At 62.5% G+C, this 25331-nt stretch carries 23 protein-coding genes; 13 read left to right on the top strand and 10 right to left on the bottom strand.

Going from position 1 to position 25331, the window contains the following annotated elements; all coding sequences use genetic code 11:
- Window positions 1-96: 96 nt before the first annotated feature.
- Window positions 97-270, top strand: coding sequence for a hypothetical protein (locus tag ASD12_RS34890; RefSeq protein ID WP_082525448.1), 174 nt, complete (start codon window positions 97-99; stop codon window positions 268-270).
- 29 nt (window positions 271-299) lie between these two features.
- On the opposite strand, the gene ASD12_RS15265 is transcribed toward ASD12_RS34890, so the two are convergent.
- Window positions 300-1220: a diacylglycerol kinase family protein gene (locus ASD12_RS15265; protein WP_056587380.1), complete on the bottom strand. Its 921-nt coding sequence runs from the start codon at window positions 1218-1220 to the stop codon at window positions 300-302.
- Between the two features lie 274 nt (window positions 1221-1494).
- Between ASD12_RS15265 and ASD12_RS15260 the strand changes: the two genes are divergently transcribed.
- Window positions 1495-2829: a PRC-barrel domain-containing protein gene (locus tag ASD12_RS15260; protein WP_056587377.1), complete on the top strand. Its 1335-nt coding sequence runs from the start codon at window positions 1495-1497 to the stop codon at window positions 2827-2829.
- A 112-nt stretch (window positions 2830-2941) separates the two neighbouring features.
- Here the strand turns inward: ASD12_RS15260 and ASD12_RS15255 are convergent, their stop codons facing one another.
- Window positions 2942-4507, bottom strand: a complete 1566-nt coding sequence (locus ASD12_RS15255) for an alkaline phosphatase family protein (RefSeq protein WP_056587374.1) — start codon at window positions 4505-4507, stop codon at window positions 2942-2944.
- A gap of 228 nt (window positions 4508-4735) precedes the next feature.
- On the opposite strand from ASD12_RS15255, the gene ASD12_RS15250 reads away from it, so the two are divergent.
- The 4 genes from ASD12_RS15250 (at window position 4736) to ASD12_RS15235 (ending at window position 7796) form a co-directional block, all read left to right on the top strand.
- Entirely contained in the window at window positions 4736-5668 is a 933-nt protein-coding gene (locus tag ASD12_RS15250; protein WP_056587371.1) for a VOC family protein, read from the top strand.
- Window positions 5669-5672: 4 nt separating this feature from the next.
- Complete coding sequence (locus tag ASD12_RS15245; RefSeq protein ID WP_056587369.1) at window positions 5673-6293, top strand: alpha/beta hydrolase; 621 nt, start codon at window positions 5673-5675, stop codon at window positions 6291-6293.
- Between the two features lie 2 nt (window positions 6294-6295).
- Window positions 6296-6595, top strand: a complete 300-nt coding sequence (locus tag ASD12_RS15240; RefSeq protein WP_056587365.1) for a GNAT family N-acetyltransferase — start codon at window positions 6296-6298, stop codon at window positions 6593-6595.
- A 142-nt stretch (window positions 6596-6737) separates the two neighbouring features.
- Window positions 6738-7796, top strand: coding sequence for a dipeptidase (locus ASD12_RS15235; RefSeq protein ID WP_056587362.1), 1059 nt, complete (start codon window positions 6738-6740; stop codon window positions 7794-7796).
- Between the two features lie 6 nt (window positions 7797-7802).
- Here the strand turns inward: ASD12_RS15235 and ASD12_RS15230 are convergent, their stop codons facing one another.
- Genes ASD12_RS15230 through ASD12_RS15215 form a run of 4 tightly spaced genes read right to left on the bottom strand, consistent with a single transcriptional unit; the run spans window position 7803 to window position 12500 of the window.
- Window positions 7803-8063, bottom strand: a complete 261-nt coding sequence (locus tag ASD12_RS15230) for a hypothetical protein (protein WP_056587359.1) — start codon at window positions 8061-8063, stop codon at window positions 7803-7805.
- A 2-nt stretch (window positions 8064-8065) separates the two neighbouring features.
- On the bottom strand, window positions 8066-9325 hold the full coding sequence (locus ASD12_RS15225; RefSeq protein WP_056587356.1) for an aminomethyltransferase family protein: 1260 nt from the start codon (window positions 9323-9325) through the stop codon (window positions 8066-8068).
- 3 nt (window positions 9326-9328) lie between these two features.
- Entirely contained in the window at window positions 9329-10894 is a 1566-nt protein-coding gene (locus ASD12_RS15220) for an NAD(P)/FAD-dependent oxidoreductase (protein WP_056587353.1), read from the bottom strand.
- Entirely contained in the window at window positions 10881-12500 is a 1620-nt protein-coding gene (locus ASD12_RS15215; RefSeq protein WP_056587350.1) for an NAD(P)/FAD-dependent oxidoreductase, read from the bottom strand. The genes ASD12_RS15220 and ASD12_RS15215 overlap by 14 nt, the downstream gene beginning before the upstream one ends.
- Window positions 12501-12700: 200 nt before the next feature.
- On the opposite strand from ASD12_RS15215, the gene ASD12_RS15210 reads away from it, so the two are divergent.
- The 5 genes from ASD12_RS15210 to ASD12_RS15190 all read left to right on the top strand — a co-directional run bounded on the left by ASD12_RS15210 (window position 12701) and on the right by ASD12_RS15190 (window position 17862).
- A complete protein-coding gene (locus ASD12_RS15210) occupies window positions 12701-13495 on the top strand; it encodes a methyltransferase domain-containing protein (protein ID WP_056587347.1) in 795 nt (264 codons plus the stop codon).
- A gap of 6 nt (window positions 13496-13501) precedes the next feature.
- Window positions 13502-14215 carry a transcriptional regulator BetI gene (betI, locus tag ASD12_RS15205; protein ID WP_056587344.1) on the top strand — a complete coding sequence of 238 codons (714 nt, stop codon included), beginning with the start codon at window positions 13502-13504 and terminating at the stop codon, window positions 14213-14215.
- 29 nt (window positions 14216-14244) lie between these two features.
- Entirely contained in the window at window positions 14245-15327 is a 1083-nt protein-coding gene (locus tag ASD12_RS15200) for an ABC transporter substrate-binding protein (RefSeq protein ID WP_056587341.1), read from the top strand.
- 172 nt (window positions 15328-15499) lie between these two features.
- A complete protein-coding gene (locus tag ASD12_RS15195; protein WP_056587338.1) occupies window positions 15500-16576 on the top strand; it encodes an extracellular solute-binding protein in 1077 nt (358 codons plus the stop codon).
- Window positions 16573-17862, top strand: a complete 1290-nt coding sequence (locus ASD12_RS15190; RefSeq protein WP_056587334.1) for a flavin monoamine oxidase family protein — start codon at window positions 16573-16575, stop codon at window positions 17860-17862. Before ASD12_RS15195 ends, ASD12_RS15190 begins: the two co-directional genes overlap by 4 nt.
- A gap of 69 nt (window positions 17863-17931) precedes the next feature.
- On the opposite strand, the gene ASD12_RS15185 is transcribed toward ASD12_RS15190, so the two are convergent.
- The 3 genes from ASD12_RS15185 to ASD12_RS15175 are packed head-to-tail and all read right to left on the bottom strand — an operon-like array spanning window position 17932 to window position 20781.
- Window positions 17932-19005, bottom strand: a complete 1074-nt coding sequence (locus tag ASD12_RS15185) for an ABC transporter ATP-binding protein (protein WP_056587331.1) — start codon at window positions 19003-19005, stop codon at window positions 17932-17934.
- 37 nt (window positions 19006-19042) lie between these two features.
- On the bottom strand, window positions 19043-19867 hold the full coding sequence (locus tag ASD12_RS15180) for an ABC transporter permease (RefSeq protein ID WP_056587328.1): 825 nt from the start codon (window positions 19865-19867) through the stop codon (window positions 19043-19045).
- Complete coding sequence (locus ASD12_RS15175) at window positions 19864-20781, bottom strand: ABC transporter permease (protein ID WP_056587326.1); 918 nt, start codon at window positions 20779-20781, stop codon at window positions 19864-19866. The genes ASD12_RS15180 and ASD12_RS15175 overlap by 4 nt, the downstream gene beginning before the upstream one ends.
- A gap of 256 nt (window positions 20782-21037) precedes the next feature.
- On the opposite strand from ASD12_RS15175, the gene ASD12_RS15170 reads away from it, so the two are divergent.
- Together ASD12_RS15170 and ASD12_RS15160 are read left to right on the top strand one after the other, a co-directional pair.
- Window positions 21038-22459, top strand: coding sequence for an aminotransferase (locus ASD12_RS15170; protein WP_056587323.1), 1422 nt, complete (start codon window positions 21038-21040; stop codon window positions 22457-22459).
- Between the two features lie 184 nt (window positions 22460-22643).
- Window positions 22644-23630, top strand: coding sequence for an ISAs1 family transposase (locus ASD12_RS15160; RefSeq protein WP_348271719.1), 987 nt, complete (start codon window positions 22644-22646; stop codon window positions 23628-23630).
- 37 nt (window positions 23631-23667) lie between these two features.
- Here ASD12_RS15160 and ASD12_RS15155 read toward each other — a convergent pair whose 3' ends face one another.
- Complete coding sequence (locus tag ASD12_RS15155; protein ID WP_056587314.1) at window positions 23668-24870, bottom strand: aromatic ring-hydroxylating dioxygenase subunit alpha; 1203 nt, start codon at window positions 24868-24870, stop codon at window positions 23668-23670.
- Window positions 24871-25331: the final 461 nt, after the last annotated feature.

Genomic DNA, 25331 nt, shown 5'->3' with positions numbered 1-25331 from the left:
GCCGGCCGGCCGGAACCATCCTAGCGACGAACCGTTACCCGACCATGTTGTTTTGCCCGACGCATCAGCTGGCGCAAAACGATCCGAGGGCCGACCATGATCAAGATCATTCCTGAGGACAAAGCCCGTCAGGGGGGGTGGGGCCGGCATGGCCTGCGCATTCTGATCGCTGCGCTGCTGCTGGCCTTTGTCGCTTGGGGTGCTGCCGAGATTTATGGCGAATTGATCAAGAAGGACACGACCCAACAGGGCAGCGCTCCCGGCGGCTAGCTTGTCGGCTGCAATGGGTTCGAATCGCATCAAGCAGCCTTTGCCTCGGCGACGCTGGCCGGCACCAGAACATTGAGCGCGCCTGGCTGGATTTCGATCGTTGTTGCACGCTCAAGCCTGACCAGTTCGCCGTCCATGACGGCGCGGAACTTGCTGCTCCCAGAATGGATTTTCAGGACCGTCCTACCTGCCTGATGGATTTCGACATGTTCGTTGTCGCGCCATTTGCCGCGCGCCATGTTGAAGAAGAACTTGACCAGTTCGGCGCGCTGCTGCGCCACCGTGACATAGACGCCAAGCACGCCGCCCGCCGGGTTATCGGCGTACGGCAAGTGGCCTTCGCCGAACAAATTGTTGGTGATGCCGATGCCGGTAATGCGGGCCGCCATCTCGGCTTCGCCGATGCTGAGCGTCACGTGCATCGCCGGTGGATTGTTGATCGTCGCCCAAGCCGCCTTGGCCGAGGCACGGATCTTTCCCAGGCGAGAACCGAACTCCATCTTCTGGCGCAGTTGCACCATCTTCGCATGCATGCCGATCGAGAACTGGTGAACGAACGGCCGGCCGTTGGCCGTCGCGATGTCGACCGCGATGATTTCGCCGTCAGTGAAGGACTTCAGCGCGGCATCCAGGGACTGCGGAATGCCCAGCCCGCGCGCGAAGAGGTTCATGGTGCCGGCCGGCAATATGGCAAGCGTCTTCTTCGTCCCCATCAGCCGGGCGGCCGCGGCGGAAATGGTTCCGTCGCCGCCACCGGCCAGCACGACGTCGACGGAGCGGCGTGAAGCCACGCGGTCGAGCGTTTCCACCACATCCTTGCCGGCAACAATCTCGATGCTGAGAGAGTGACCTGCAGTCTCCAGCGCCTGACGCATCCTTTCGGAGAAAGCTGCAAGATCAGTGGTCCGCAAGGTGCCGCCGTCCCGGTTCAGCACCGCTGCGAATTTCATACCCCACTCCGTTATTCGACCATAGTCGGACCGGGACGAACCCAGCCGCAGGCTGCAACGCGGCGAGACCGGAAAGGTTCCGTGTGCGGCGAAACGCGCGATCGGTCTTACGGCTGCGGCGGAGACGCTTGTTGATTGCCACGGACTCCCGCGCTTTTGTCGGAACAACAGCATGGTCGCGACGTTGTGAACATGTAGATGCCGCGTCCGATCTCCCCAGCGACGGTTCAACCGGGCGCGGCGTGCATGAGATCACGCACGAGGAGAGACTATCATGATCCGCAATCTTTTAGCCACGACCGCACTCGCAACACTGATCGCAACTGGCGCTTATGCACAGAGCGCGACAACCCCAGCACCTGCCGATGCCCCTGTCGTGCAGGAGCCCGCCGCAGCTCCGGTAACACGCGCCGAGGGCAGCATTGTCACCAACATCATCGGTGAGTCCGTCTACAACGGCACTGGCGGTGATGCCGAGAACATCGGCAAGGTCAGCGACGTGGTCTTCGACAAGGATGGCCAGGCGAAATCAGTGGTCATCGGCGTCGGTGGCTTCCTGGGCGTCGGAGCGAAGAACGTCGCTTTCGACTATGACAAGCTGAAATGGGCCGAGAAGAACGGCGACCGCTGGCTGATCGCCCTGACGACCAAGGACGAGCTGACGGCGCTTCCGGAGTTCGACAGTAAGCCTTATGGCCCGGCTCCAGCCCCTGCAGCATCGACCGACGCAGCAGCTCCGACGGCACCCGCGACGACGGATACGGCGCAGAAGCCTGTCGATCTAAACGCCGCTCCGGCGGAACCCGTGAAGCGCGCAGATGGCAATCTCGCCACCAACATAATCGGCGAAACCGTCTACAATGGCACCGGCGATGACGCGCAGAACATCGGCAGCGTCAACGACATCGTTCTGACCAAGGAAGGCAAGGCCGAGTCGCTGGTCATCGGGGTCGGTGGTTTCCTTGGCCTAGGTGCCAAGAATGTCGCCTATGATTTCTCCAAGGCGCAATGGGCCGAGAAGAATGGCGACCGCTGGCTGGTGGCCCAGACCACCAAGGAAGAATTGCAGACGCAGCCGGATTTCAACCGCAAGGCCTATGATGCGGTACCCGCGACAACGGCATCTAATGAGCCCGCTGCAACCGTCCCGACCGCTGTGCCGTCCGATGCGACGGCTCCTGCTGTCGCAGACAAGACGACCGAGGCTCCCGCAGCGACGACCCCTGATGCCTCGGCTCCCGACCAGACGCAGACGGCAGCTATCGACAAGTCGACGCTGACGGAAATGCCGGTTGGCGAGATCCGTGCCGACGATCTGAAGGGCACCATTGTCTACGGCGCCAACGACGCCAAGGTCGGCGAAATCGGCGATGTCGTGCTCGCGCCCGACAACAAGACGGACGCGGTGATCGTCGATGTCGGCGGCTTCCTCGGCATCGGCGAGAAGGAGGTCGCGGTTGGCATGGATAATCTCAAATTCATGACCGACAAGGACGGCAAGAAGTACCTGTACACGACCTTCACCAAGGAACAGCTCGAGGCTCAAACCGCCTATGAAAAGGGCAGTTATGCCGAGAAGCGGGATCAGCAGCGCTTGATTGTGAAGTAGGCAGTAGGCAGTAGGCAGTAGGCAGTAGGCAGTAGGCAGTAGGCAGTAGGCAGTAGGCAGTAGGCAGTAGGGTCGGCCCGTCGTAGTACCGGTTCGGTGTTCCCCTACTGCCTTATTCGCTTGCGGCCCTGGCGACGTGGCCGACAACGCCGTGCTCCGTCAGTTCAGCCAGCGCCAGCGACTGGTCAAGATGCTCAGCCCGCCAGGCGAGAAGCCGCTCGGCGAACTCCAGCCGCACGCCCAGATAAGCCGGGTGCTTGGCCAGGTTGTTCAATTCACCCGGATCTGTTTCCAGGTCGAACAGCAGTGGAGGCAAGCCGCCGCTGAAATGCACATATTTGAGTTTTTCCGTGCGGATGACGGCGAGGTTGCATTGGCGTGAGTTGATGCCGAAATGGCGTTCGGCCTCGCCTTCGGCAATCGAGCGGAAATCGAACTCCCAATGGACGGCATCGCGCCAGTCTGCAGGGCTCCCTCCGCTCAGGAACGGCTTCAGCGAGGTGCCGTCGAGGTGTGGCGCGGCATCGCCGCCGAGCAGGTCGAGTAGCGTCGGCACAATGTCCACCGCCTCGGTGAAGCGATCGACGCTGTCGCCGGCCGCCTGGCCGTGGCGCGGGTCGCGGATGATCAGCGGAATGTGGTAGCTGCCGTCGAAGTAGCCGCCCTTGCCCAGCATGAAATGGTCGCCCATCATCTCGGCGTGATCTGACGTCAGCACGATGATGGTGTCGTCCCATGCGCCCGCGGCCTTGACCGCTTGCCAGACGCGGCCGAGCTGCGCGTCGACCTCGGAGATCATGCCGTAATAGATCGCCCGGATGCGGCGGAAGTCGTCATCGCTCCAGTCGTGCACCTTGCCCCTGGCGTCGGGACGGAATTTGGCCTGCTTCTGCTGGCCGATGTCATAGGCGAGGTAAGGATGGCTTTGCGCCTCTTCCTGCCAGCTTGCCGCACGGTGGAACGCGGGGCCGTCAGCCGGATCATAGAGGGTGTTGTATGGCGCCGGGACGATGAAAGGCGGGTGCGGGCTGATGAAGGACAGATGCGCGAACCACGGTGCATCCTGCTCCTGCTCGCCGAGCCAGCGAGTGAATTCGCTGGTCAGGAAGGCAGTGGGCGTTTCGTCCCTGGAATAAATGGGTGGGGAGTAGCTGACGGCACCGGCCGCGCCGCCATCGTTCACCGGGCGATGAATATCTGGAGATCCGGCGCTGACATCGATACCCCGCAGCTTCAGCCAGGACAACCACTGTTTCTGATGTTCGGGCAGCAACTGGCGCACCGTAAAGCCCGGCAGCACGCCCTCATAGCTTTGCAGCCGTGGGTCGCCCGGCGCCAGCAGGCGCGGGTCGAGCGAGACGTCGGTGTAGCCAAACAGCGTCGGATCATAGCCCAGGCCGCGCGCGTGCAGCGCGATGTTGCCGTGACGGGCATCGAGCGGTGTGCCATTGCGGCAGACGCGGTTGTTCATCTGGTAGAGGCCGGTGTAGAGGCAGGCCCGGGCCGGCGAGCAGGGCGCCGCAGCGCCATAATGCCGCTTGAACAGCACACCCTCCGCGGCCAGCGCGTCGGCATTCGGCGTCTTCACAACCGGATGGCCCGCGGACGACAGACAATCACCGCGCCACTGGTCGCATGTGATCAGCAAAATGTTAGGTCGCCTGGCTTTTCCAGTCACACGCGATACCCTTGTCCTGGGATGGTCGAACGCCCCTCATGGAACCGAATTCTGGGGCTGGCGCAAGCCTGTCATGCGAGGCGATTGGTGAACAAACCGCTTTCTATTGTTCATTTTTGTAGCACAGTCCATTCTGTGTTTGCCGCCTTTGCCTAGAGCGCTCGCGTCCTCATATTGGCGTGGACAGCGGCGAGGGCCGCACAAGCACCAAGGGAAGGAGCAAAGACAATGCTCGACCAGATCAAAGGCCTGCATCACGTCACATCGATGGCAAGGAATGCCCGCCAGAACAATGAGTTCTTCACCAAAAAGCTCGGCCAGCGCCGGGTCAAGAAGACCGTCAATTTCGACGCGCCTGATGTTTACCACCTCTACTATGGCGACGAGGCCGGGACGCCCGGTTCGGTGATGACCTATTTCCCGTTCCCCGACATCGGCAAGGGCCGGCATGGCGTCGGCGAAGTCGGTACCACGGTCTACTCGGTGCCGGAAGGCACGCTCGCCTACTGGGAAAAGCGTTTTGCCGATGAGGGTGTTACCGGCCTGTCGCGCGAAGAGACATTCGGCGAGAATCGCCTGGCCTTTGCCGGACCGGACGGCGACGGTTTCGCGCTGGTCGAGGATAAGGGTGACAGCAGAGCGCCATGGGCGAAAGGCGGTGTCCCTGTTGATGAGGCGATCCGCGGCTTTCATTCCGTGTCGCTCCGGTTGAAGGATGGCGGCGCCACCGAGGAGCTGCTGAAGTTCATGGGCTATGAGGAAGTCGACAGGTCCGGCCCTGTCAGGCGGCTGGCGCTGAAGAACGGCAACGGCGCCGATGTCGTCGACATCGAATCCCTACCGGCTGCTGCCTTCGCCGATCTCGGCGCCGGCTCCGTCCACCACGTCGCCTTCGCCGTCGAGAATCGCGCCAAGCAGCTCGAAGTGCGCAAGGCGTTGATGGATACCGGCTATGGCGTGACGCCGGTGATCGACCGCGACTATTTCTGGGCGATCTATTTCCGCACGCCGGGTGGCGTGCTGTTCGAAGTCGCCACCAACGAGCCGGGTTTCGATCGCGATGAGGACACCGCTCATCTCGGCGAGGCGCTGAAGCTGCCGACGCAGCACCAGCACCTGCGGCCCTATCTTGAACAGCATCTGCAGAAGCTGGAAGGCTGAGGCCATGAGCAAGGACGCTTACATCCACAAGCTGCTGCCCGGTTCGCCTGATGGCCCATTGCTGTTCGTCTTCCATGGCACGGGAGCCGATGAGAACCAGCTTCTGTCGCTGGGGCGCGATCTCGTGCCCCAGGCAACCATCATCTCGCCGCGCGGCGATGTGTCGGAACAAGGTGCCGCGCGCTTCTTTCGCCGCACCGGCGAGGGCGTCTACGACATGGACGATCTGGCACGGGCGACGGACAAGATGGCGGGCTTCGTCAAGGCCCATGTCGAGGCGGCGAAGCCGTCAGCCGTGCTGGGTCTCGGCTACTCCAACGGCGCCAACGTGCTGGCCTCGGTGGTATTTGTAGCACCGCTGCTGTTCGACGCCTCGGTGCTGATGCATCCGCTGATCCCGTTCGAACCGGAGGTGAAGGGCAGTCTCGCCGGCCGCCATATCCTGCTGACCGCCGGCCAGCGCGATCCGATCTGTCCGCCGAACCTGACCACGCGGCTCGAAGCCTATTTGCGTGCCGACGGCGCCGATGTCACAGTGGAATGGCATGAAGGCGGGCACGAGGTGCGGCCGAACGAAATCGAGGCGGCGCGGCGGTTCTTTGCCGATGCTGCCCAAGGAGCATAGCGATGCCTGACCAACTGCCTGAGATCGAACTTGAGGACCGCGGTTCCAAGGGTCGCTATGTCCTGCGCGGACCCGGCGGCGCCGAGGCCGAGATGACCTTCACCAAGATCGGCGAGCACCAGATCATCATCGACCATACCGAGGTGCCGGACGCGTTTCGTGGCCAGGGTGCCGGGCTTCGGCTCGTCACCCGCGCCGTCGAGGATGCGCGGGCGGCGGGCAAGAAGATCATCCCGCTCTGCCCCTTCGCCAACGCCCAGTTCCGCCGCCATCAGGAATGGGCCGACGTGCTGAAGCAGTAGGATTTTCGTCGTCAGGAAGCGGCGCGGCAAGTGGCTGCCATCCACCGGGATGGCTTTGGCATTTGCGCGGGTGGCACATCCTGCCTAAGTAGGTATGGTGTATCTCAGCCCCTTGCCGACAAACGAACCGAATGATCCCCGTATGACCGAAACCGACCTCGTTCCCGTCTTCGACGGCCACAACGATACGTTGCTCAGACTCTACCAGTCGAAAGACACGGACGTCGAAAAGCTGTTCATCGAGGGGAAATCGGGCGGTCATATCGACCTGCCGCGTGCCAAAGCCGGTGGCTTTGCCGGCGGCATGTTCGCTATCTTCCCGCCGCCGGTCGAGAAATCCAGGCGCAGCGCCGTGCCCCTGGCGCCGAGCGCTGCCGAGCCGCTGCCGCCCGAGGTTCCGCGCAATGATGCGCTGACCTCGACGATCGCGATGGCCTCGATCCTGTTTCGGCTGGAACGGGCCGGAGCGCTCACCCTCTGCCGCAGTGCCGGCGATGTGCGCAACGCCATGGCGCAAGGGTCGATCGCAGCTGTGTTCCACATCGAAGGGGTCGAGGCGATCGACACCGAGCTCACCATGCTCGACGTGCTGCATGCCGCCGGCCTGCGCTCGCTCGGCATCGTCTGGAGCCGGCCGAATGCTTTCGGCCACGGCGTGCCGTTCCGCTTTCCGTCCTCGCCCGACACCGGGCCCGGCCTGACCGATGCGGGCAAGGCGCTGGTCAAGATCTGCAACCAGTTGAAGATCATGATTGACCTCTCGCATCTCAACGAGAAGGGTTTTCGTGATGTCGCCGCGCTCAGCGATGCGCCGCTGGTCGCCACCCATTCCAATGTGCATGCGATTTGCGGCCATTCGCGCAATCTCACCGACTGGCAGCTCGGCGCGATCCGCGAGTCAGGCGGCATGGTCGGGCTGAACTTCGCCACCGGCTTCCTGCGTGAGGACGGGCGCATGAATGCCGACACCAGCCTCGATATCATGGTGCGCCATGTCGATTCGCTGCTGCAGGCTTTGGGTGAAGACGGTGTCGGCCTCGGCTCCGATTTCGACGGCGCCATGATCCCGGCCGTCATCGGCGACGTTGCCGGCCTGCCGAAGCTGATCGATGCCTTGGCGGCGCGTGGCTTTGGCCGCGCGCTGATCGAAAAGATCGCCTATCGCAACTGGCTGGGCATGCTCGAGAAAACGATAGGTTAGAACGGCTTATTGGAAGCCCATGCGTTTCAACCAGTCCTTACCGATACCGCGATCGCGGATGATCGGCAGCGGATCTTCGGAATCGAGCCGCGCGCAGATGCGGTAGACTTCGAGCGTCTCCGAGGTCATCTCGTCGCGCTTGTAGAAGAACATGGCGGCGGCATAGCGCGTGCGGCCCGACCATTTCTCGCCAAGCGGCGTGTTGACCAGCTCCCACTGTTCGGCGGCTTCCTCATCGTCTTGCTGTTTGTCGGCTTCGTCGGTCATGATCAGAAGTCCGCCGGCGGATTGGCCGTGCGGCGGTCGAGATTGATGAACGGTCGCGCCACCACCTTGGCCCGCTTCATCAGCTTCTGATACTGCAGCTCGCGCATGGCGTAGATCTCAACCCAGAGGTCCTCGACCATTGTATCACCGTATGGCCGCGCCAGTGAGGCGATGGCTATGTTGCGCTTGGCCATCGGCGACCACATGGCGGCGCTGACCAGGCCAACCTCCTGGGCTTTCTTGTGGTAGACGATGGCGTGTTCGGCCGGGACGTTGCCGTCGATCTCCAGCCCGACCAGCACATGGCGTAACTTGCGTTTCGCTCTCGCCTCGAGGATGGCACGGCGGCCGTTGAAATGGCCCTTTTCCAGATCGATCATGAAGCCGAGCCCGATTTCGTCGGGCATGCGCAGGCGGTCGGCGCGGATGGCGTGCTCGGCGGTTGTGAAATCCGCATTGGCAACCATCAGCCCGGCCTCGAGCCGCGCGCGGTTGAGCGCGGTGTAGCCGATGGCGCGGATGCCGCGCAGTTCGCCTGATGTCATCAGCCGGTCCCACAGGCTCAGCGCCTTGTCGGCCGGCACGAACAACTCGTAGCCGAGATCACCGGTGAAGCCGGTGCGCGATATGCTGACGGTGCCGCCGCCATGCGGGAAGTCGGCAAGGTCGAATATTCTCAGCCTCTCGATGCCGGCGAAGCCGGCATCGCGCAGCACGGCGAAGGAGGTCGGGCCTTGCAAGGCGAGCCCGGCGACAGCTTCGGTTTCCTCCTCAACCTTGACATCGAAACCGACGGCGCTGTCGAGCAGCCAGGGCAGATGCCGCTCCTGCGAACACAGCCGGAAGCGGGTCTGCGACAGACGGAACAGTGTGCCGTCATCGAGGACGAAACCCTTGTCGTCGCACCACGCGGTGTAGTGGACGCGGCTGGGCCTGAGCTTGGTGACATCGCGCAAAGTGACGCGATTGAGCAAGGCTTCGGCGTCCGGTCCCTCGATCCGATATTTGGTCATCGGTGAAATGTCGAACAGCGCCGCCTGGCTGCGGATGGCGAAATATTCGAGCTCCTCGTCCCACAGCGAGTGGGGGGCGCGGTAGCCGGCCCAATTGTACCAGTCCTGGGTTTTGGCCAGCGCGTCGATGCGCGGCTGGAACGGTGTGCCCAGACGCAGCGTCTGGAAATGAGATTGGGCGGCGATGCGGGCGGAAACGGTCGCGCCGGCTGCCTTTGCAACAGGTTTCCTTCTGGTTGCCTGGGCCATGGCCTATCCCTTCATCGCGATGATGCGCCGCGCGGCGTTGAGGCCAGGCGCGCCGGAGACGCCACCGCCGGGATGCGAGCCGGCGCCGGCCAGGAACAACCCTTCGACCGGCGTATCGTAGCCTGACCAGCCCGAGACCGGGCGCGAGACCAGCATCTGGTCGGCCTGCAATTCGCCATGATGCCAATGGCCGCCCGGCATGCGATAGCGCGTCTCGATATCGGCTGGCGTCAGGAGCTCGGCGCGGACCACGCTCTTGCCGATGCCAGGCGTGTAAGCTTCGAGCTGCTCCATGATCGCCCTCAGGAATTTCGGCTTGCCGGCATCCCAACCCTCCTTCAGCGCATAGGGAGCGTATTGCACGACCGCGGACAGCACGCAGGCGCCGGCGGGGGCGAGCGATGGATCGGCGAGGCTTGGCAGCGTAACCTCCATCACCGGCTCGGGCGACAACTCTCCATATTTGCAGGGATTGAAGGCGCGCTCGACGTGATCGGGCGAGGGGGCGATGACCAGCCGGCCCTTGTGGCTGGCTGCATCGACACCGGTGAATTGCGGCGGCCGGTCGAGCGCCAGATTGAGCTTGGCGGCATCGCCCTTCATGCGGATGTTTTTCACCTTGCGCATGAAGCCGGTGTCGATCTCGCGCGGTCCGACGAGGTCGAGGAAAGTCGTCGCTGGGTTGATGGCGGAGACGATCGTGTTCGCGCGCAGCACTTCGCCATTGTCGAGCGCGACACCGACGGCGCGGCTTTTCTCGACGATGATTTTTGCTACGGGCGCCGATGTGCGGATTTCAACGCCAGCCTTCTCCGCCGAGGCACGAATGGCGGCGACGACCGCGCCCATGCCGCCTTGCGGCAGGACTTGAGCGCCGGCCGTACCACCGGTCTCGCCCGCCAGCCGATAGTAGAGGCCGAGCAGCGAGGTCGGCGAGCGCGGGCCGAGGTGACTGCCCAGCGTCGCATCGAAGGCGAGCAGGCCTTTCAGCCGATCATCTTCAAGCTGTTCGTCCAGCAAGTCGGCGACATTCATCAACAGCACACGCAGGAAGTCGCGCATGTCTTCCTTGCCGAGCTTCTTCAGCGCCAGTGCGGTCTGGCCGAGGGAAGCGGTCTCCAGCAGCGACATGCCGGCAAGATCGGGCGGCCGGCGAGAGAGGAAGGGCTTCAGGATGCCGGCATAGCGCAGCAGCTGCGCGCGCAGGTCCTTCCAGGCCGATTGCTCGGAGGAACTGGCGCCGGTCAGCACCTCGCCATAGGCTCCATGCAGGACAAGCGGCGGGCTGTCCTTCGACAAAGCCACCGACGGCACGAAGTCGGCGCGAGCAAATTGCAGTCCGTGCCTTTCCAGCTCCAGCGTCTTCACCACATCGGGATGCAGACGGTTCAGCAGATGAGCGACTGAGGAGGCGCGAAAGCCCGGCGCGAATTCTTCGGTGCGCGCGGCGCCGCCGATTTCGCCTCCGGCTTCCAGCACAAGCACCTTGCGACCGGCTTTCGCCAGCGTGGCCGCAGCGACGAGGCCATTGTGGCCGCCGCCAATGACGATTGTTTCAAATGACGTCATGGGCCGGGCTCATGTGGGAGGTCGACTTGGCAAGATCGCGCAGGATTTCCGCCGCGGCGTTGCGGCCGGGCGCACCCATGACGCCGCCGCCAGGGTGAGTCGAGGAGCCGCACATATAGAGGCCGCCTACCGGTGAGCGGTACTGCGCGTAGCCCGGTACCGGCCGGTTGAACAAAAGCTGGTCGAAGGTCAGTTCGCCCTGGAAGATGTTGCCTTCGGTGAGGCCGACCTCGGCCTCGATCTCGCGCGGCGTGCGCACCTCCATATGGACGATGCGGTCGCGGAAGCCAGGCGAGTATTCCGCGATCTGCGCAATCACGCTTTCGGCGAAGCCGTCGCGATCGGCATCGGTCCATTCGCGACCGCCGATCTTGGGCGGTGCGTATTGCACGAAGCAGCTCATGAAATGCTTGCCCGGCGGTGCCATCGTCGGGTCGAGCGTCGTCGGGATGACCATGTCGAGGAAGGGATCGGCCGACCAGCGGCCAGCTTTCCAGTCGTCATAGGCGCGCTCCATGCGCTCCATCGAATCGGTGAAATGCATGTCGCCGCGATAAACCGGCGAATCCTTCGGCAACGCCGGGAATTCCGGCAGCGAATTGAGCGCGATGTTGACCTTGCCGGAGGAGCCTCGGATCTTGAAGTTCCTGACCCGGCGCAGGAAGATGTCGGGCAGTTCCTTCTCCTCGACCAGCTTGAGGAAGGTGCGCTTCACATCTGCGTTGGAGACGACGAGCCTGCCGTAAATCTCCTCGCCACCGACCAGCACCACGCCTTTGGCCTTGCCGCGTTGGATGAGCACATGGTCGACCTCGGCGCCGGTGCGGATGGTTCCGCCCGACGCCTTGAAGGATGCGGCCAGTGCCTTGGTCACCGCGCCCATGCCGCCACGCGCGTAGCCCCAGGCGCCGACCGAGCCGTCGACCTCGCCCATATAGTGGTGCAGAAGAACGTAAGCCGTGCCCGGCGACATCGGCCCGAGCGCGGTGCCGATGATGCCGGACAAAGCGAAGTTCGCCTTGATGACGTCGGTCTCGAAATATTCGTCGAGGAACTCCGAGATCGACATGGTCCAGAAGCGCAGCGTCAGCGCCATTTCCTCAGCCGACAGGCCGGCGAATTTCTTGCCGAGATAGAGCAGCTCGCCGAGGTCGCGGGGCCGCAGGCTGGTCGGGTCGGGTGCGGTGCGCATCAACAACGGCTGGATGAAGCGGCACTGCCGAGTCACGTCGCGGGCGTAGCGGTCATAGGCTTCGGCGTCGCGCTTGGAGAAGCGGGCGAATTCGCGCCGGTGCGCATCGTGATCGCGGTAGTTGGCGAGGTAGTCGCCGTCGCGCGTGAACACCGCGCCGCCCTCGTAGGAGATGACCTGCAGGCCGAAGCGCGGCAGCTCGAGGTCGCGCATGATCTCGGGGCGGAACAGCGAGCAGACATAGGAGCAGTTGGAGTAGAGGAAGCCCGGCGTCAGTTCCCTGCTGGTGGCGGCACCGCCGACCCAGTCGTTCTTCTCGACCACCAGCACGTCAAGACCGGCGCGCTGCAAGTAGCAGGCGTTGACCAGTCCGTTGTGTCCGCCGCCGATGATGATCGCATCCCAAGCTTTCATTTTGGCCCAGTCTTCCCGTACGACCGCTCTTCATTTTTGCGTGATCTGTTCCCGAATGCGGAGAATTTGGCACGGCATCAGTCATTCTGTCCAGCCATACTGAATGAATGTTCAACAAATGGTGTTGCGTTTTCTCATCCTTGAGATACGCTTTGCCGGCATTCTAAGGTGCTTAAATCGGCTGACGGGGACGACATCCGATGATTGAGACGGCAGGTGCCGAGCCGGAGTATGACGATACTGCCATCCGCTTCCTCGAGGCGCTGTGGGGCGACGGCTATCTGTCGCCGGGCGGGCCCGACGAGGTCGACCGGGTGGTCGAAGGACTTTCACTCAAGGGCAAGGTGATACTCGATATCGGTTGCGGCTCCGGCGGCATCACGCTGCATCTGGTCGAGCGCCACGGTGCCGCCCACGCCACCGGCTTCGATGTCGAACAGCCGGTGGTCGAGACGGCGAGGCAGCGAGCCGCTGCGCGAGGGCTCGCGGATCGTGTCAGCTTCATCCAGGCGCCACCGGGATCACTGCCTTTCGCCGATCGCGCCTTCGATGTCGTCTTCTCCAAGGATGCGCTGCTGCACGTGCCGGACAAGGACGCGCTGTTTGCCGAGATTTTTCGCGTGCTCAGGCCGGGGGGCGTCTTTGCCGCCTCCAACTGGATGATCTCGCATGACGGCGAACCATCGCCCGAGATGAAGGCCTATATCGCGGCGGAAGGGTTGTCCTTCGCCATGGCTTCACCGGTGCGCTATGCGCAGGCGATGCGTAGCGCCGGCTTTACCGATGTCGCCGTTAGGGACCGCAATCCCTGGTACCGCGACGTCGCGCGCGGCGAACTGGAAAGGCTGAAGGGGCCACTCTACCCGACGGTCGCGGCCGCAGTCGGCGCGGCATATGTCGACAAGAACATACGAACTTGGGAAGCCATGCAGAAGGTGCTTGACAGTGGCGAACACCGTCCCACTCATCTTCGCGGTCGAAAGCCGGTTGGATAGCCGGCGATGCTGGAGACCATCAGACCCATGAAGACAGCAGTCGTCAAGGAAGCCCTCCTTGAATCGGTGCGGAAAAGCGAGGCCGAGAAGCGTGGACGCAAGGCCTCGAAGGAGGTCAGGCAGCTTCAGCTCATCGAGGCGACGATCGATTCGCTCGCCAAGCGCGGCTATTCGGAAACGACGATGGCCGATGTCGCCGACGGCGCCGGCCTGTCGCGCGGCATCGTCAACTTCCATTTCGAAAGCAAGGAAAAGCTGCTCATCGCGACCTTGCAGCATATGTATGACGAGTACTCGGCGCATTGGCGCAACGCCTTGTATAAGGCAGGCGATGACCCCGCCGATCAGCTTCACGCGCTTGTCTCCGCCGATTTCGACCGGTCGATCTGCAACAAGCGCAAGCTGGCCGCCTGGTGCGCCTTCTGGGGCGAGGCCAAGTCGCGGCCAACCTACCAAGCGCTGAGCAGCGCGCGCGACGCCGTCTATCAAACCATCTTCATCGACCTGTGCGCGACGCTGAAGCTGAGTGGCTCCTATGCCTATGAGCCACAGGTCATGGCGCTGGCGCTCAGTGCGATGCTGGAAGGGCTGTGGCTGCGGTTGATGATGGGGACCGAGGACACCACCCGTGAGACCGCCTTGCAGGCGGCCAATGAATTCCTGTCGGTGGCCTTCCCGAAACACTATCCGTCGAAGGCCGGCGGCGCGACAAAACCATAAGAACACCAGAACGGACAGAGGATGGAACAATGAAGAAACTGACCCGACACCTGACATTGACCCTGGCGCTGACTGGCGCGCTGGCGGCTTCGGCCGCGGCACTTGCGGTCGCCGCCGACAAGGACCTGATCGTGTTCGACTGGTCCGGCTACGAGGACCCCAGCTTCCACCCGAAATATGTCGAGAAGAACGGCGACTCGCCGACCTTCGCCTTCTTTGGCGACGAGGACGAGGCGTTCGAGAAGGTGCGCTCCGGCTTCAAGGCCGATCTCGGCCACCCCTGCTCGCAAAGCGTGGTCAAATGGCGCGAAGCCGGTTTGTTGCAGCCGCTCGACACGTCGAAGATCACGGGCTGGAAAGACCTCAATCCCGGCATCATGGCGATGAAGGATCTTGCCACCACGCCGGATGGCAAGGCGTGGTTCATGCCCTGGGACTGGGGCAACACCCAGCTCACCTATAACACCTCCAAGATCGACCCCAAGGACGTGCAATCGTTGAAGGCTTTTGCCGACCCCAAGTTCAAGGGCAGGGTGTCGATCGGCGACAATGTCGACGATGCCTATGCGCTGGCCAGCCTCGCCATCGGCCTCAAGGACTGGACCAAGATGACCGACGACCAGTTCAAGCAGGCGTCCGACTTCCTGCGCCAGGTGCACAAGAACATCCGCTCCTACTGGACCGACACCACCGATGTCGTGCAACTGCTGAGCGGCGGCGAGGTCGACCTCGCGTGGGCCTGGAATGACGCCACCGTGCAATCGGTCGCCGCCGGCGTGCCGATCATGGCGAAGAAGGACACCGACGAAGGCATCTCGACCTGGGTCTGCGGCTATGTGCTGTTCAAGGACGCGCCCGGCAATATCGACAAGGCCTATGACTACCTGAACGCCGTCAACGATCCCGAGACCGCCAAGGTGCTGGTCAAGGACTGGGGCTATGGCCAGGCCAATGCCAAGGGCATGGCCGGCGTCGACCAGGCGGTGCTGAAGGAAAAGGGCTATGACGACGTGCAGAAATTCGTCGACAAGACGCTGTTCCAGTCGCCGGTGCCGTCCGACCTCAAGCTCAAGATGATTGCCGAGTTTGAGAAGATCAAAGCAGGGTACTGAGTATGATCCCGAAAAGTGGACTCCGGTTTTCGGAAGAGATCATGCTCAAATAAATTTGAGTCCTGTTTCGACTGCCCGCCCGCCGCCTAGATGGCGGTGGACGGGCTCGCCAATCGAGCCGAATTCTCCTAACCTCACCGCATTTTTTCGCGACCCGGGGGAATTCTCAGCCATGAAATCGATGCTACGCCGCCTTACCCTTGCCGCCGCATGCACGATCGGCGCAGGCGCGATCCACGCCTTGGCCGAAGGCGGCGGTGATCTCGTCGTGTTCGATTGGTCGGGCTATGAGGATCCGCTGCTGCATCCCGCCTACACCGCCAAATACGGCGCCGAGCCCACCTTCGCTTTCTTCGGCGACGAGGACGAAGCCTTTGAGAAGATGCGGGCTGGCTTCAAGGCCGACATCGCCCACCCCTGCTCGCAAAGCGTGGTCAAATGGCGCGAGGCCGACATGCTGCAGCCGCTCGACACCTCCAGGATATCAGGCTGGAAGGACCTCAATCCCGGCATCATGGCGATGAAGGATCTCGCTACCACAGCCGACGGCAAGGCCTGGTTCATGCCGTTCGACTGGGGCAACACATCGCTGCTCTACCGCACCGACAAGGTGACGGCTGAAGAGGCGCAGTCGCTCAGGATCTTCGCCGATCCCAAGTTCAAGGGCCGTGTCACCATCGGCGACAATGTCGATGACGCCTATGCGCTGGCAAGCCTGGTGGTCGGCCTCAAGGACTGGACCAAGATGACCGACGCGCAGTTCCAGGAGGCGTCCGCCTTCCTGCGCGACGTGCACAAGAACATCCGCTTCTACTGGACCGACGACACCGACCTCAACCAGGCTTTTATCGGTAATGAGGTCGATCTCGTCTGGGGCTGGAACGAGACCTTTGTGACGCTCAAGGGGCAAGGCATGCCGATCGCCATGAACCGCGACACCAAGGAAGGCATTTCGACCTGGGTGTGCGGCTACGTGCTGATGAAGGACGCGCCTGATAAGCTCGATGAAGCCTATGAATTCCTGAGTGCCGTCAATGCACCCGGCGTCTCGGACTACATGGTCAAGACCTTCGGCTATGGCCATGGCAATGGCGCCGGCATGGCAGCGATCGACCTGAAGGTGCTGGTCGAGCGCGGCTTCGACAATCTCGACACATTCCTCGACAAGACCCTGTTCCAGCAGCCGGTGGCGCCAGAACTCAAGCAGCGGATGGTGGCCGAGTTCGAGAAGATCAAGGCTGGCTATTGACGGGTGAACCGGAAAAAACCGATGTCGTCATAGTCGGCGCCGGCTTCACCGGCCTGTCGGCAGCGCTTGAGCTGAAGGCAGCCGGCATCGACTTTCTGTTGCTTGAAGCGCGCGACCGCGTCGGCGGGCGGGTGGAGGCCGTTCTGGACGGGCTTGGTGAGCGGCTCGATAGCGGCGGTCAGTTCTTCTGCGAAGACATGCCCGAGGTGATGGTGCTGGCCGAGGCGCGCGGCAAGACCTTCGTTGAGACCTATGTGAATGGCGATTTCATCACCCATCCATCGATGTCGGTCGAACAGGCCGAGCGGACCTATCATGGCGCGATGGCAATCCGCGAGCGCATGAACAGGATCGAGCCGGACGATCCCTCGATAGCAGGGTTGACCGTCAAGGTCTGGCTCGATCGTCAGAAGGACGCAACCGATGCCAAGGCGGCCTTCCGGTCGATGATCGAAGGCCTGTGGTGCCTGGCGCTCGACAAGGTGCCGCTGTGGCACCTGATCGACAATGACCGGCGCATCACCAACGAGGTGCCGGAGCTGCAATACTTCCTGCGCGACACCATGCAGTCGCTGGCCGAGGATCTGGCCGGGGAACTCGTTGGCCGGGTGCGGCTGAACGAACCGGTCACGCACATCGAACATGGACAATATGGTGTTCGCACCGTCTCGCTCAACGGCATTGTCGAAGCACGGGCGGCGTTGATTGCCGTGCCGCCGGCAACGGCCGCGAAACTCGATTTCGCACCTGCCTTGCCGGCGCTGCTTAGGAAAGCACTTGGCGTGTGGGAAAGCGGAGCGGTGATCAAGATCCAGGTGCGCTATGCTAGGCAGTTCTGGCGCGATCGCGACTTGTGCGGCATGGTGATGTGGCTCGATCTGCCTGGCCTGTTTGCCTGCGATGCCAGCAAGGATGTGGACCATGCCGCGCTTGTCGTCTTCGTCGGTGGGCCGCTGGCGCTGCGTTGGCATGCGCTTGACGAAACGGCGCTGCGCGCCGAAGTGACGGCAAGGCTGAAGGACGCCCTTGGCCAGGAGGCGGCGGACGTCCTGGATTTCAGCTATCGGGACTGGACGGATGATCGCTGGAGTGGCGGCGCCTACAGCGACCTCATCGTCGATGTGACGGCTGTCGATGCCGAGTCGACAATCCGGGCCGGCTCACCACCCCTGCATTTCGCCAGTTCGGAACTGTCGCCGTCATTTCCGGGCTATGTCGAAGGCGCCATCGTCGCCGGGCGCATCGCGGCGCGCAAGATGATCGCCGCGCTTCAGATTCTTAGCTGAGCATGATCTCTGCACAAAACGGTTCCCGTTTGTCCGAGAAAACCGGTTTCCACTTTTCGGGATCATGCTCTAGTCGGCCATCGCCACCAAAGCCTCGGGATCGTAGGCGAGGCGGATCGAGGTGCCGACCGGGATGTCGTCGGCGCCGAAATCGTTGGTTTCGGTCACCGACAGCGGTTTTTCCAGCCCCGGTATCTCGACGATCAGATGAGTGATCTCGCCGAAATAGTGGCGTTCGACCACCTTGCCGGCGACCTCGAACTTGGCCGTCGCATTGTCCCACAGCACGCGCAGCCGCTCCGGCCTGATGCCGAGGGTCGCGCCGCCGCCATTGCGGACGAAAGCCTTCGGCTTGTCAGTCTTGATGCGGCCGAAGCCAAGCGTGTCGACGACCAGCGAGGCGCCATCCTCCTCGACGATCTGCGCCTTGACGAAATTCATGCCGCCGAGGAAGTCGGCGACCTGGCGGGTGACCGGCCGCTGGTAGATTTCCTTGGGCGAGGCGACCTGCGCGATCCTGCCGCCGAACATCACGGCGATGCGGTCGGACATGGCGAGCGCTTCATATTGGTCGTGCGTGACCAGCACGAAGGTGATGCCAACAGCCTGTTGCAGACGGCGCAATTCGACCTGCATCTGCTCGCGCAGCTTCTTGTCCAGCGCCGACAGCGGTTCATCGAGGAGCAGCACCTTGGGCCGCATCACCAGCGCGCGGGCGAGCGCCACGCGCTGCCGCTGGCCGCCGGAGAGTTCGGTGGCTAGGCGCTTGCCGAGGCCCGTGAGTGACACCTGCGCCAGCGCCTCCTCGACACGGCGCTTTTCCTCACCGCCCTGCAGCTTCAGCCGCTTCAGTCCATAGGCGACGTTCTGTTCAACATTGAGATGCGGGAAGATCGCATAGCTCTGGAAGACCATGTTGGTCGGCCGGCGATTGGCCGGGATGCCCTCCATCGGCTGACCGCCGACAGAGATCGAGCCGCTGGTCGGATTGTCGAAGCCGGCGATCATGCGCAGCAGCGTGGTCTTGCCGCAGCCGGACGGGCCGAGCAACGAGAAGAACTCGCCTTCCCGGATGGTTAAGGAGGCGTCGTCGAGCGCCTTGAACGCCCCATAGCTGCGGGTGACATTCTTGATCTCGATCATGGATCGGTCGGATTGGGGGCGCAAGATTTGGGGCTGCTCAGGCATAGAGGCCTCCCTCGTTCTGGGTGCGTCCGGCCGCGCGGCGACGCAGGATTTCAGCGACGGTCATCAGCAGGAAGGAGGCGACCAGCAGCAGCGTGCCCAGCGCCAGCACGCCGGGCAGCTTGGCCGCGAAGCGCAATTGGCCCCAGATGTAGATCGGCAGCGTCGCCTCGGTGCCGGTCAGGAAGAAGGCGATGATGAACTCGTCGAGCGAGATGGTGAAGCAGACCAGCAGGCTGGAGATGATGGCCGGCGCCACCATCGGCAACGTCACCCGCCGGAAGGTGCCGAAGGCGCTTTCGCCGAGGTCGGCGGATGCCTCTTCCAGGCTGCGGTCGAAGCCCTCGAAGCCGGAGGTCAGCACCGTCATCGAATAGGGAATGCAGACCAGCACATGGCCGAGCACGACCGTGAACAGCGATAGGCTGAGGCCAAGCTGCAGCATCACCAGCAGCATCGAGATGGCGACGATCACCTCCGGAAGCACCAGCGGCGCCATGATCAGCCCATGGATGGTGCTGCGGCCGGGATAGCGATAGCGGGTGATCGAACGGGCGGCGAGGATGCCGAGCAGGGTGGACAGGACAGCGGCCGAGACGCCGACGATCAGGCTGTTCCAGGCGGCGTCGAGCAAAGCCGGCGTGCGCGGCAGGTCCTGGTACCAATGCAAGGTGAAGCCGGTGAGCGGAAATTTCGGTGTCGCCGCCGTGTTGACCGAGAAGATCGGCAGGAAGATGACGGGCAGATAGAGGAAGACGACGTAGAGAAACGCATAGGCCCTCAGCCAGCCGCCGGACAGGAAGCGTCGCAGCGCGATCATCGCGCCAGCCTCTGCAGGGCACGGATGATCAGCACCGTAGCGCCCGCCATCAGCGTCACGACCAGCATGGTGGTGACGGAAAGTGCGGCACCCAGCGGCCAGTTGGAGGCCTTGCCGAACTGCGCCTGGATGGCGTTGGCGATCATTACGCCATCCTTGCCGCCAACCAGCTTCGGCGTGACATAATCGCCGACGGTCGGGATCATGACGATCAGAGACGCCGAGATGATGCCTGGCGCCGAAAGCGGCAAGGTCACGCGCAGGAACGAGCGCAGCGGGCCGTCGCCGAGATCGGTGGCCGCTTCGACCAGCGTGCGGTCGACCTTTTCCAGCGAGACGAAGATCGGCAGGATGGCGAAGGCCGCCCAGGCATGGGTGAGCGTGATGATGACGGCGCTCGAGTTGTAGAGCAGCGCGGTCGACGGTTCGTCGATGACGCCGAGGCCCATCAGGCCGGAATTGAGCACGCCATTATAGCCGAGGATGACCTTCCATGACATCACGCGCAGCAGGTAGCTGGTCCAGAACGGGATGGTGATGAGGAACAGCCACAGGCTCTTGTGGCGGCCGCCGTGGAAGGAAATGAAATAGGCAATTGGATAGGCCAAAAGGACGGTGAGCAGGCTGACCGTCAGGGAAATGTAGAGCGAACGCCACAGGAGATCGCGGTAGATCGGCTCGGTCAGCGCGACGCGGTAGTTTTCCAGCGTGAAGGTGCGGTCGATGGTGAGATAGTGCTGCGTCCAGAAGGAATGCGCGATGACCACCAGGATCGGCAGAACCAGAAGGATGAGCGCGTAGATGAAGGTCGGGCTGATCAGGGCAAGACCCTGTACGGGTTCGGACTGCAGAAGGGCATTTCGTCTGGCCCGCGTCATGCGCAACGAGGGCGACCCTTCCACGGCCGCCGTCATTGCAGGGCTCCGGGTGTGATCTCGGTTGCTGGCCTGGACTGTCCCGCCATGCGGTATCCCATTGTGCTGGCGCCAGCTGCTTGTTCCCCTTGCCGGCTTTCTTTCATCATGCGCGCATCCTTGGATTGAAATCAAGCGCTAATTCTGTAATATTGATTGAACGGACATTCAAAATGAAGTGAAGAAAGCCGCTGTTTCCGGTGCTTGGCATCGCACTTCATGTCCGATGGAATTTGTGAAGCAATGTGAGGCGATGATGGCTGCGGCAAGAGACCTGAAGGCGACCGAGATGGGCGGCGCGGAGTCCGGCGACGATGCCGTCGAACTGGCCAAGCGCCATCTTATCCAGCCCTGGCCGTTCGCCGGTTCGGTCGGTGCCGAAGCACGCGCGCTGATCGGCGAGGGCGACGGCATCTACATCACCGACAGCACCGGCAAGCGGCTGATCGACGGCCCGGCCGGCATGTGGTGCGTCAATGTCGGCCATCGCCGCGAGGAGCTCGCCAAGGTAATGTACGATCAGGCGATAGCGCTGTCCTACAACACGCCGTGGTACACGATGAACGCGCCGTCGGCCGAACTCGCCAAGCGCATCGCCGGCCATGCGCCGGGCGATCTCAGCCATGTCTTCTACACGACCGGCGGCTCTTCGGCCGTCGAGACGGCGCTGCGCTTCATGCAGTTCTACAACAATGTGCGCGGCCGGCCGGAAAAGAAGCTGATCCTGAGCCGAGGCGGCGCCTATCACGGCTCGACCTACCTGTCGGCCTCGCTCAACGGCCGTCCGCGCGACCGCGACTGGATGGACGGTGCCGACGAGCTGGTCATCAAGCTGTCTTCGCCCGATCCGTTCCGCCGCCCGCGCGGCATGGGCCTTACAGCCTTCACCGATTTCCTCGTCGATCAGTTCCGCGACACGATCGCCCGTGTCGGCGCTGAGCGGATCGGTGCTTTCGTCGGCGAGCCGGTGCAGGCATCCGGTGGCGTCGTCGTGCCGCCCGATGGCTACCTCAAGCGCATCCGCGAGATCTGCCGCGACAACGACATCCTCTATGTCTCCGATGAGGTGGTGACGGCATTCGGTCGGCTTGGCCATGTCTTCGCCTCGGGCGACGTGTTCGGCATCGATCCCGACATGATCACCTTCGCCAAGGGCGTCACCTCAGGCTATTTCCCGCTCGGCGGCGTCATAATTTCGGAGCGGCTGCTGGAAGAGCTACGCCGGTCGAACCATCCCGATGCGATGTTCGGCCATGGCCTGACCTACACCAGCCATCCGGTCGGCTGCGCCGTGGCGTTGAAAAACCTCGACCTGCTGGAGGGGGGCGTGCTTGCCCACACGCAGGCGGTCGCGCCCTATTTCCAGACGCAGCTGAAGACGTTGGAGGAGCTGCCGCTGGTCGGCGAGGTGCGCGGGATGGGGTTGATGGGCTGCGTCGAATGTGTGGCGGACCGCGAAAACAAGAACCCTCTGCAACTCGACAAGGACGTCGGCAAGCGCATCGACGCCCATTGCCACGAACTTGGCCTGCTGGTCCGGCCGCTGATCAATATGTGCGTGATGTCGCCGCCGCTGATCATCACGCGCGAGCAGATCGACGACATGGTCGGCATCCTGCGCGAAGGCATTTCAAGGACGATGGATGATTTGCGGAAAGAAGGGGTGTGGCGGGGATGACAGTCAATCTCCCCCACGAGGGCAGGGGAATCGCATATGGCGATTTTGAGCTTGAAGTTGGTTTGAGAACGGATTCTTTGGGAAGGCAGTCCACCGAAGGAGTGACTGCCATTTCCAGCCTTGAGAGCTATTTCGGCGCGTCCCTGATCCGCGCGCGGCCAATGCCACACACCGGCTTGGCGACCTGATCGTGATGATGATCGCTGCGAGCTTATGTGGCGCGACCAGCGCAACGGAGTTCTCGTTGTTCGCGCAAGAGCGCAAGCAGGCGCTGTCGCGCTTGATCGACTATGAGGAGGCGCCCAGTCACGACACCTTCTCGCGGCTGTTGCGCCTGCTCGATCCGGAGGCCTTCGGACGTGCGTTCGCCGCCTTTGCCGCAGGCTTTGCCCAGGCACGCCACGGTGTGGTCTCGCTTGATGGCAAGGCGCTGCGGCGGGCCTATGAGAAAGGCTTTGCGGCCAGCCCACCCCTGACGGTGTCGGCCTTTGCCAGCCAGACGCGGCTGTGTTTGGCGGCGGTCTCGCCCGGCGATGAAGACAATGAAGTCGAGGCTGCCCTCAAAGTCGTCGAACTCATTGATCTTACTGGCCGATTGGTCACGGCTGATGCGCTCCATTGCCACACGCGCATGGCCCAGGCCATCATTCAGCGCGGCGGCGACTATCTGCTCGCGCTCAAGGGAAACCGCCGGCATTGGCTGGCTCGGGCCAAACAACATCTGGCCCAGACCATTCCCGCCGTCACTGAGCGGACCGAGACCAGCCATGGCCGCAAGGAATGGCGGCAGACAGAGGTTGTGGCGGCTGCCGAACCGCTAATGCCCGCTCACAAGGCCTTTATCCGCATCACCAGTCGGCGCGATCAAGCCGAGCCGCTGACGCGCCTGTTCATGACCTCAACGCTGCTGTCGCCACAGCAGGCGATCGATCTTACAAGAGCTCATTGGCAGATCGAGAACGGACTGCATTGGATGCTCGACGTTCATCTGCATGAAGACCTCAGCCGTGCCCGCAAGGACAACGCCCCAGCCAACACCGCGCTCATTAACCGCATCGCCAGAAATATCCTTCAGGCCGCCGACATCGACAAAGTCCCCATCAGCCACCGCATCAAGAAATGCGCTTGGAATGACGACTATCTCATCCAGGCAATCGCTCATATGCGATAGCCCTGCCCTCGTGGGGGAGACCGCTAGCTTCAAGGTCCTAAGACCGCGACCTCAGCGCGTCGTTCAAATTCCACATGTCCTTCTCTTCGGGTGCGGTCTCCAGGCCCAGCACCGGCAGCATCTTGCGCAGATGGTCGTGGTGGGTGCGTACGCCATATTCGAGGTCCGAGAGATAGAAGCCCTCGAAGGCTTCGGACAGCATGGATTCGTTCGACCACACCGAGAGCTGGACATCTTCCGACATGGTGTCGCGGTCGATGCGGAAGGAGAGGTAGCGGGCAGCGGCCTGCTCGCGGCTTTCGTCGCGGTAGCGATAGATGGCGCCGCGCAGCAGTGTCTCACCCGTCGACAGCGGAAACTCCTGATAGAACTGCACCGATTCCGGCATCACCGAAATGACCGCATTGGGGAAGATGCCGTAATAGACCCAGGCCTTCTTCAGATAGTCCGGCAGATGCGCCGGCTCCGGCGCGATCTTGACGTAGTTCCTGACGCTCCACCGCCGGCCGGCATGCGGGTTGTAGGTGGCGAATGAGCGCGACACGCCGTTGATGAAGGGCTCGTCGAAATAGGTGGCGCCGTAAAGATCCTGCAAGGCGGGATGCGCCATGGCGACGTGATAGCCCTCATTGTCGACGTCGCGCACCGACTTCCAATTGACCGGCGTCTTCTGGTTCCAGATGCCCCAGGAAGGCACCATGTCGGCGGCGTTGTAATGCGCGAATTCGGGCTCGATCGGCTTCATCAATTCTGCCACCGAGGGCTGCGGCCCGCCATTTCGGAAGCGGATGAAGATGAAGCCCATCCAGACTTCCAGATCGAGCGGCATCAGGCCGAACTCGGTCTTGTCGAGGTCGGGGAAGGAACGCGGACGTGCGGCACCGCGCAGCGTGCCGTCGAGATTGTAGACCCAGCCGTGGAACGGGCACACGAGCGCATTCTTGCAATTGCCCTGGCTGTCGGCGACGACGCGGCTGCCGCGGTGGCGGCACATGTTGTTGAAACCGCGCACGACTCCATCCTTGCCGCGCACGATCAAGGCGCGCTCGCCGACGACGTCCATGGTCAGGTAGTCGCCGGCGTCAGGGACGTCTGAGACATGCCCGACGATCTGCCAGTGGTTGCGGAAGACGTGCTCCTTCTCGAGATCGAGAAGGGCATCGGAGTGGTAACTCCAGCCCGGTAGTCCCCGCCGGTCCCAATCGTTGGGGATCGCCACGTCACGGAGGTGCGGGTTCATAAAACGTCTCTTCTTTTTATTGAATACTCATTCAATAAAATCATATTTTTCATTGAAATGCAATGGCTTGTGAAAGTATCGTATTTCTGTTCATCCGTGCCGAAGTCGATTTTCGACCGAAGCAACCGAGGAAAATACGGGAAATTCCGAGCCTTAACATGGCTTGTGGAACGAGCGTCTTGGGCGAGGGGCAGCGCTCGTTCCGAGAAAATCTCGCCCGTTTTCTCGCAAAAAATACTGCTTCCCTGTCCGGAGTGTGAGGTTGCTCATAGTTCGCCGGCTGAGGTTGGGCTTTGCTGCCGGATATCGACGTTCCAGCAATATCCTGATCGCGCGCATGAAACAGCTTCGCAAAACAGACCAGCGTATCCGGCCGTGGCCGGTTTTGCCCGATTATGCCCGTTACCAGTGTTGCGATGCTGTTACACGGGCAAGCTCTCCGTATCATTCGCCCGTTACCA

This window comes from Mesorhizobium sp. Root102, assembly GCF_001425625.1.
Classification (GTDB): Bacteria; Pseudomonadota; Alphaproteobacteria; order Rhizobiales; family Rhizobiaceae; genus Mesorhizobium.
Note: the sequence above shows the minus strand (reverse complement) of the source record. Positions and strands in the feature narration are given on the sequence as shown.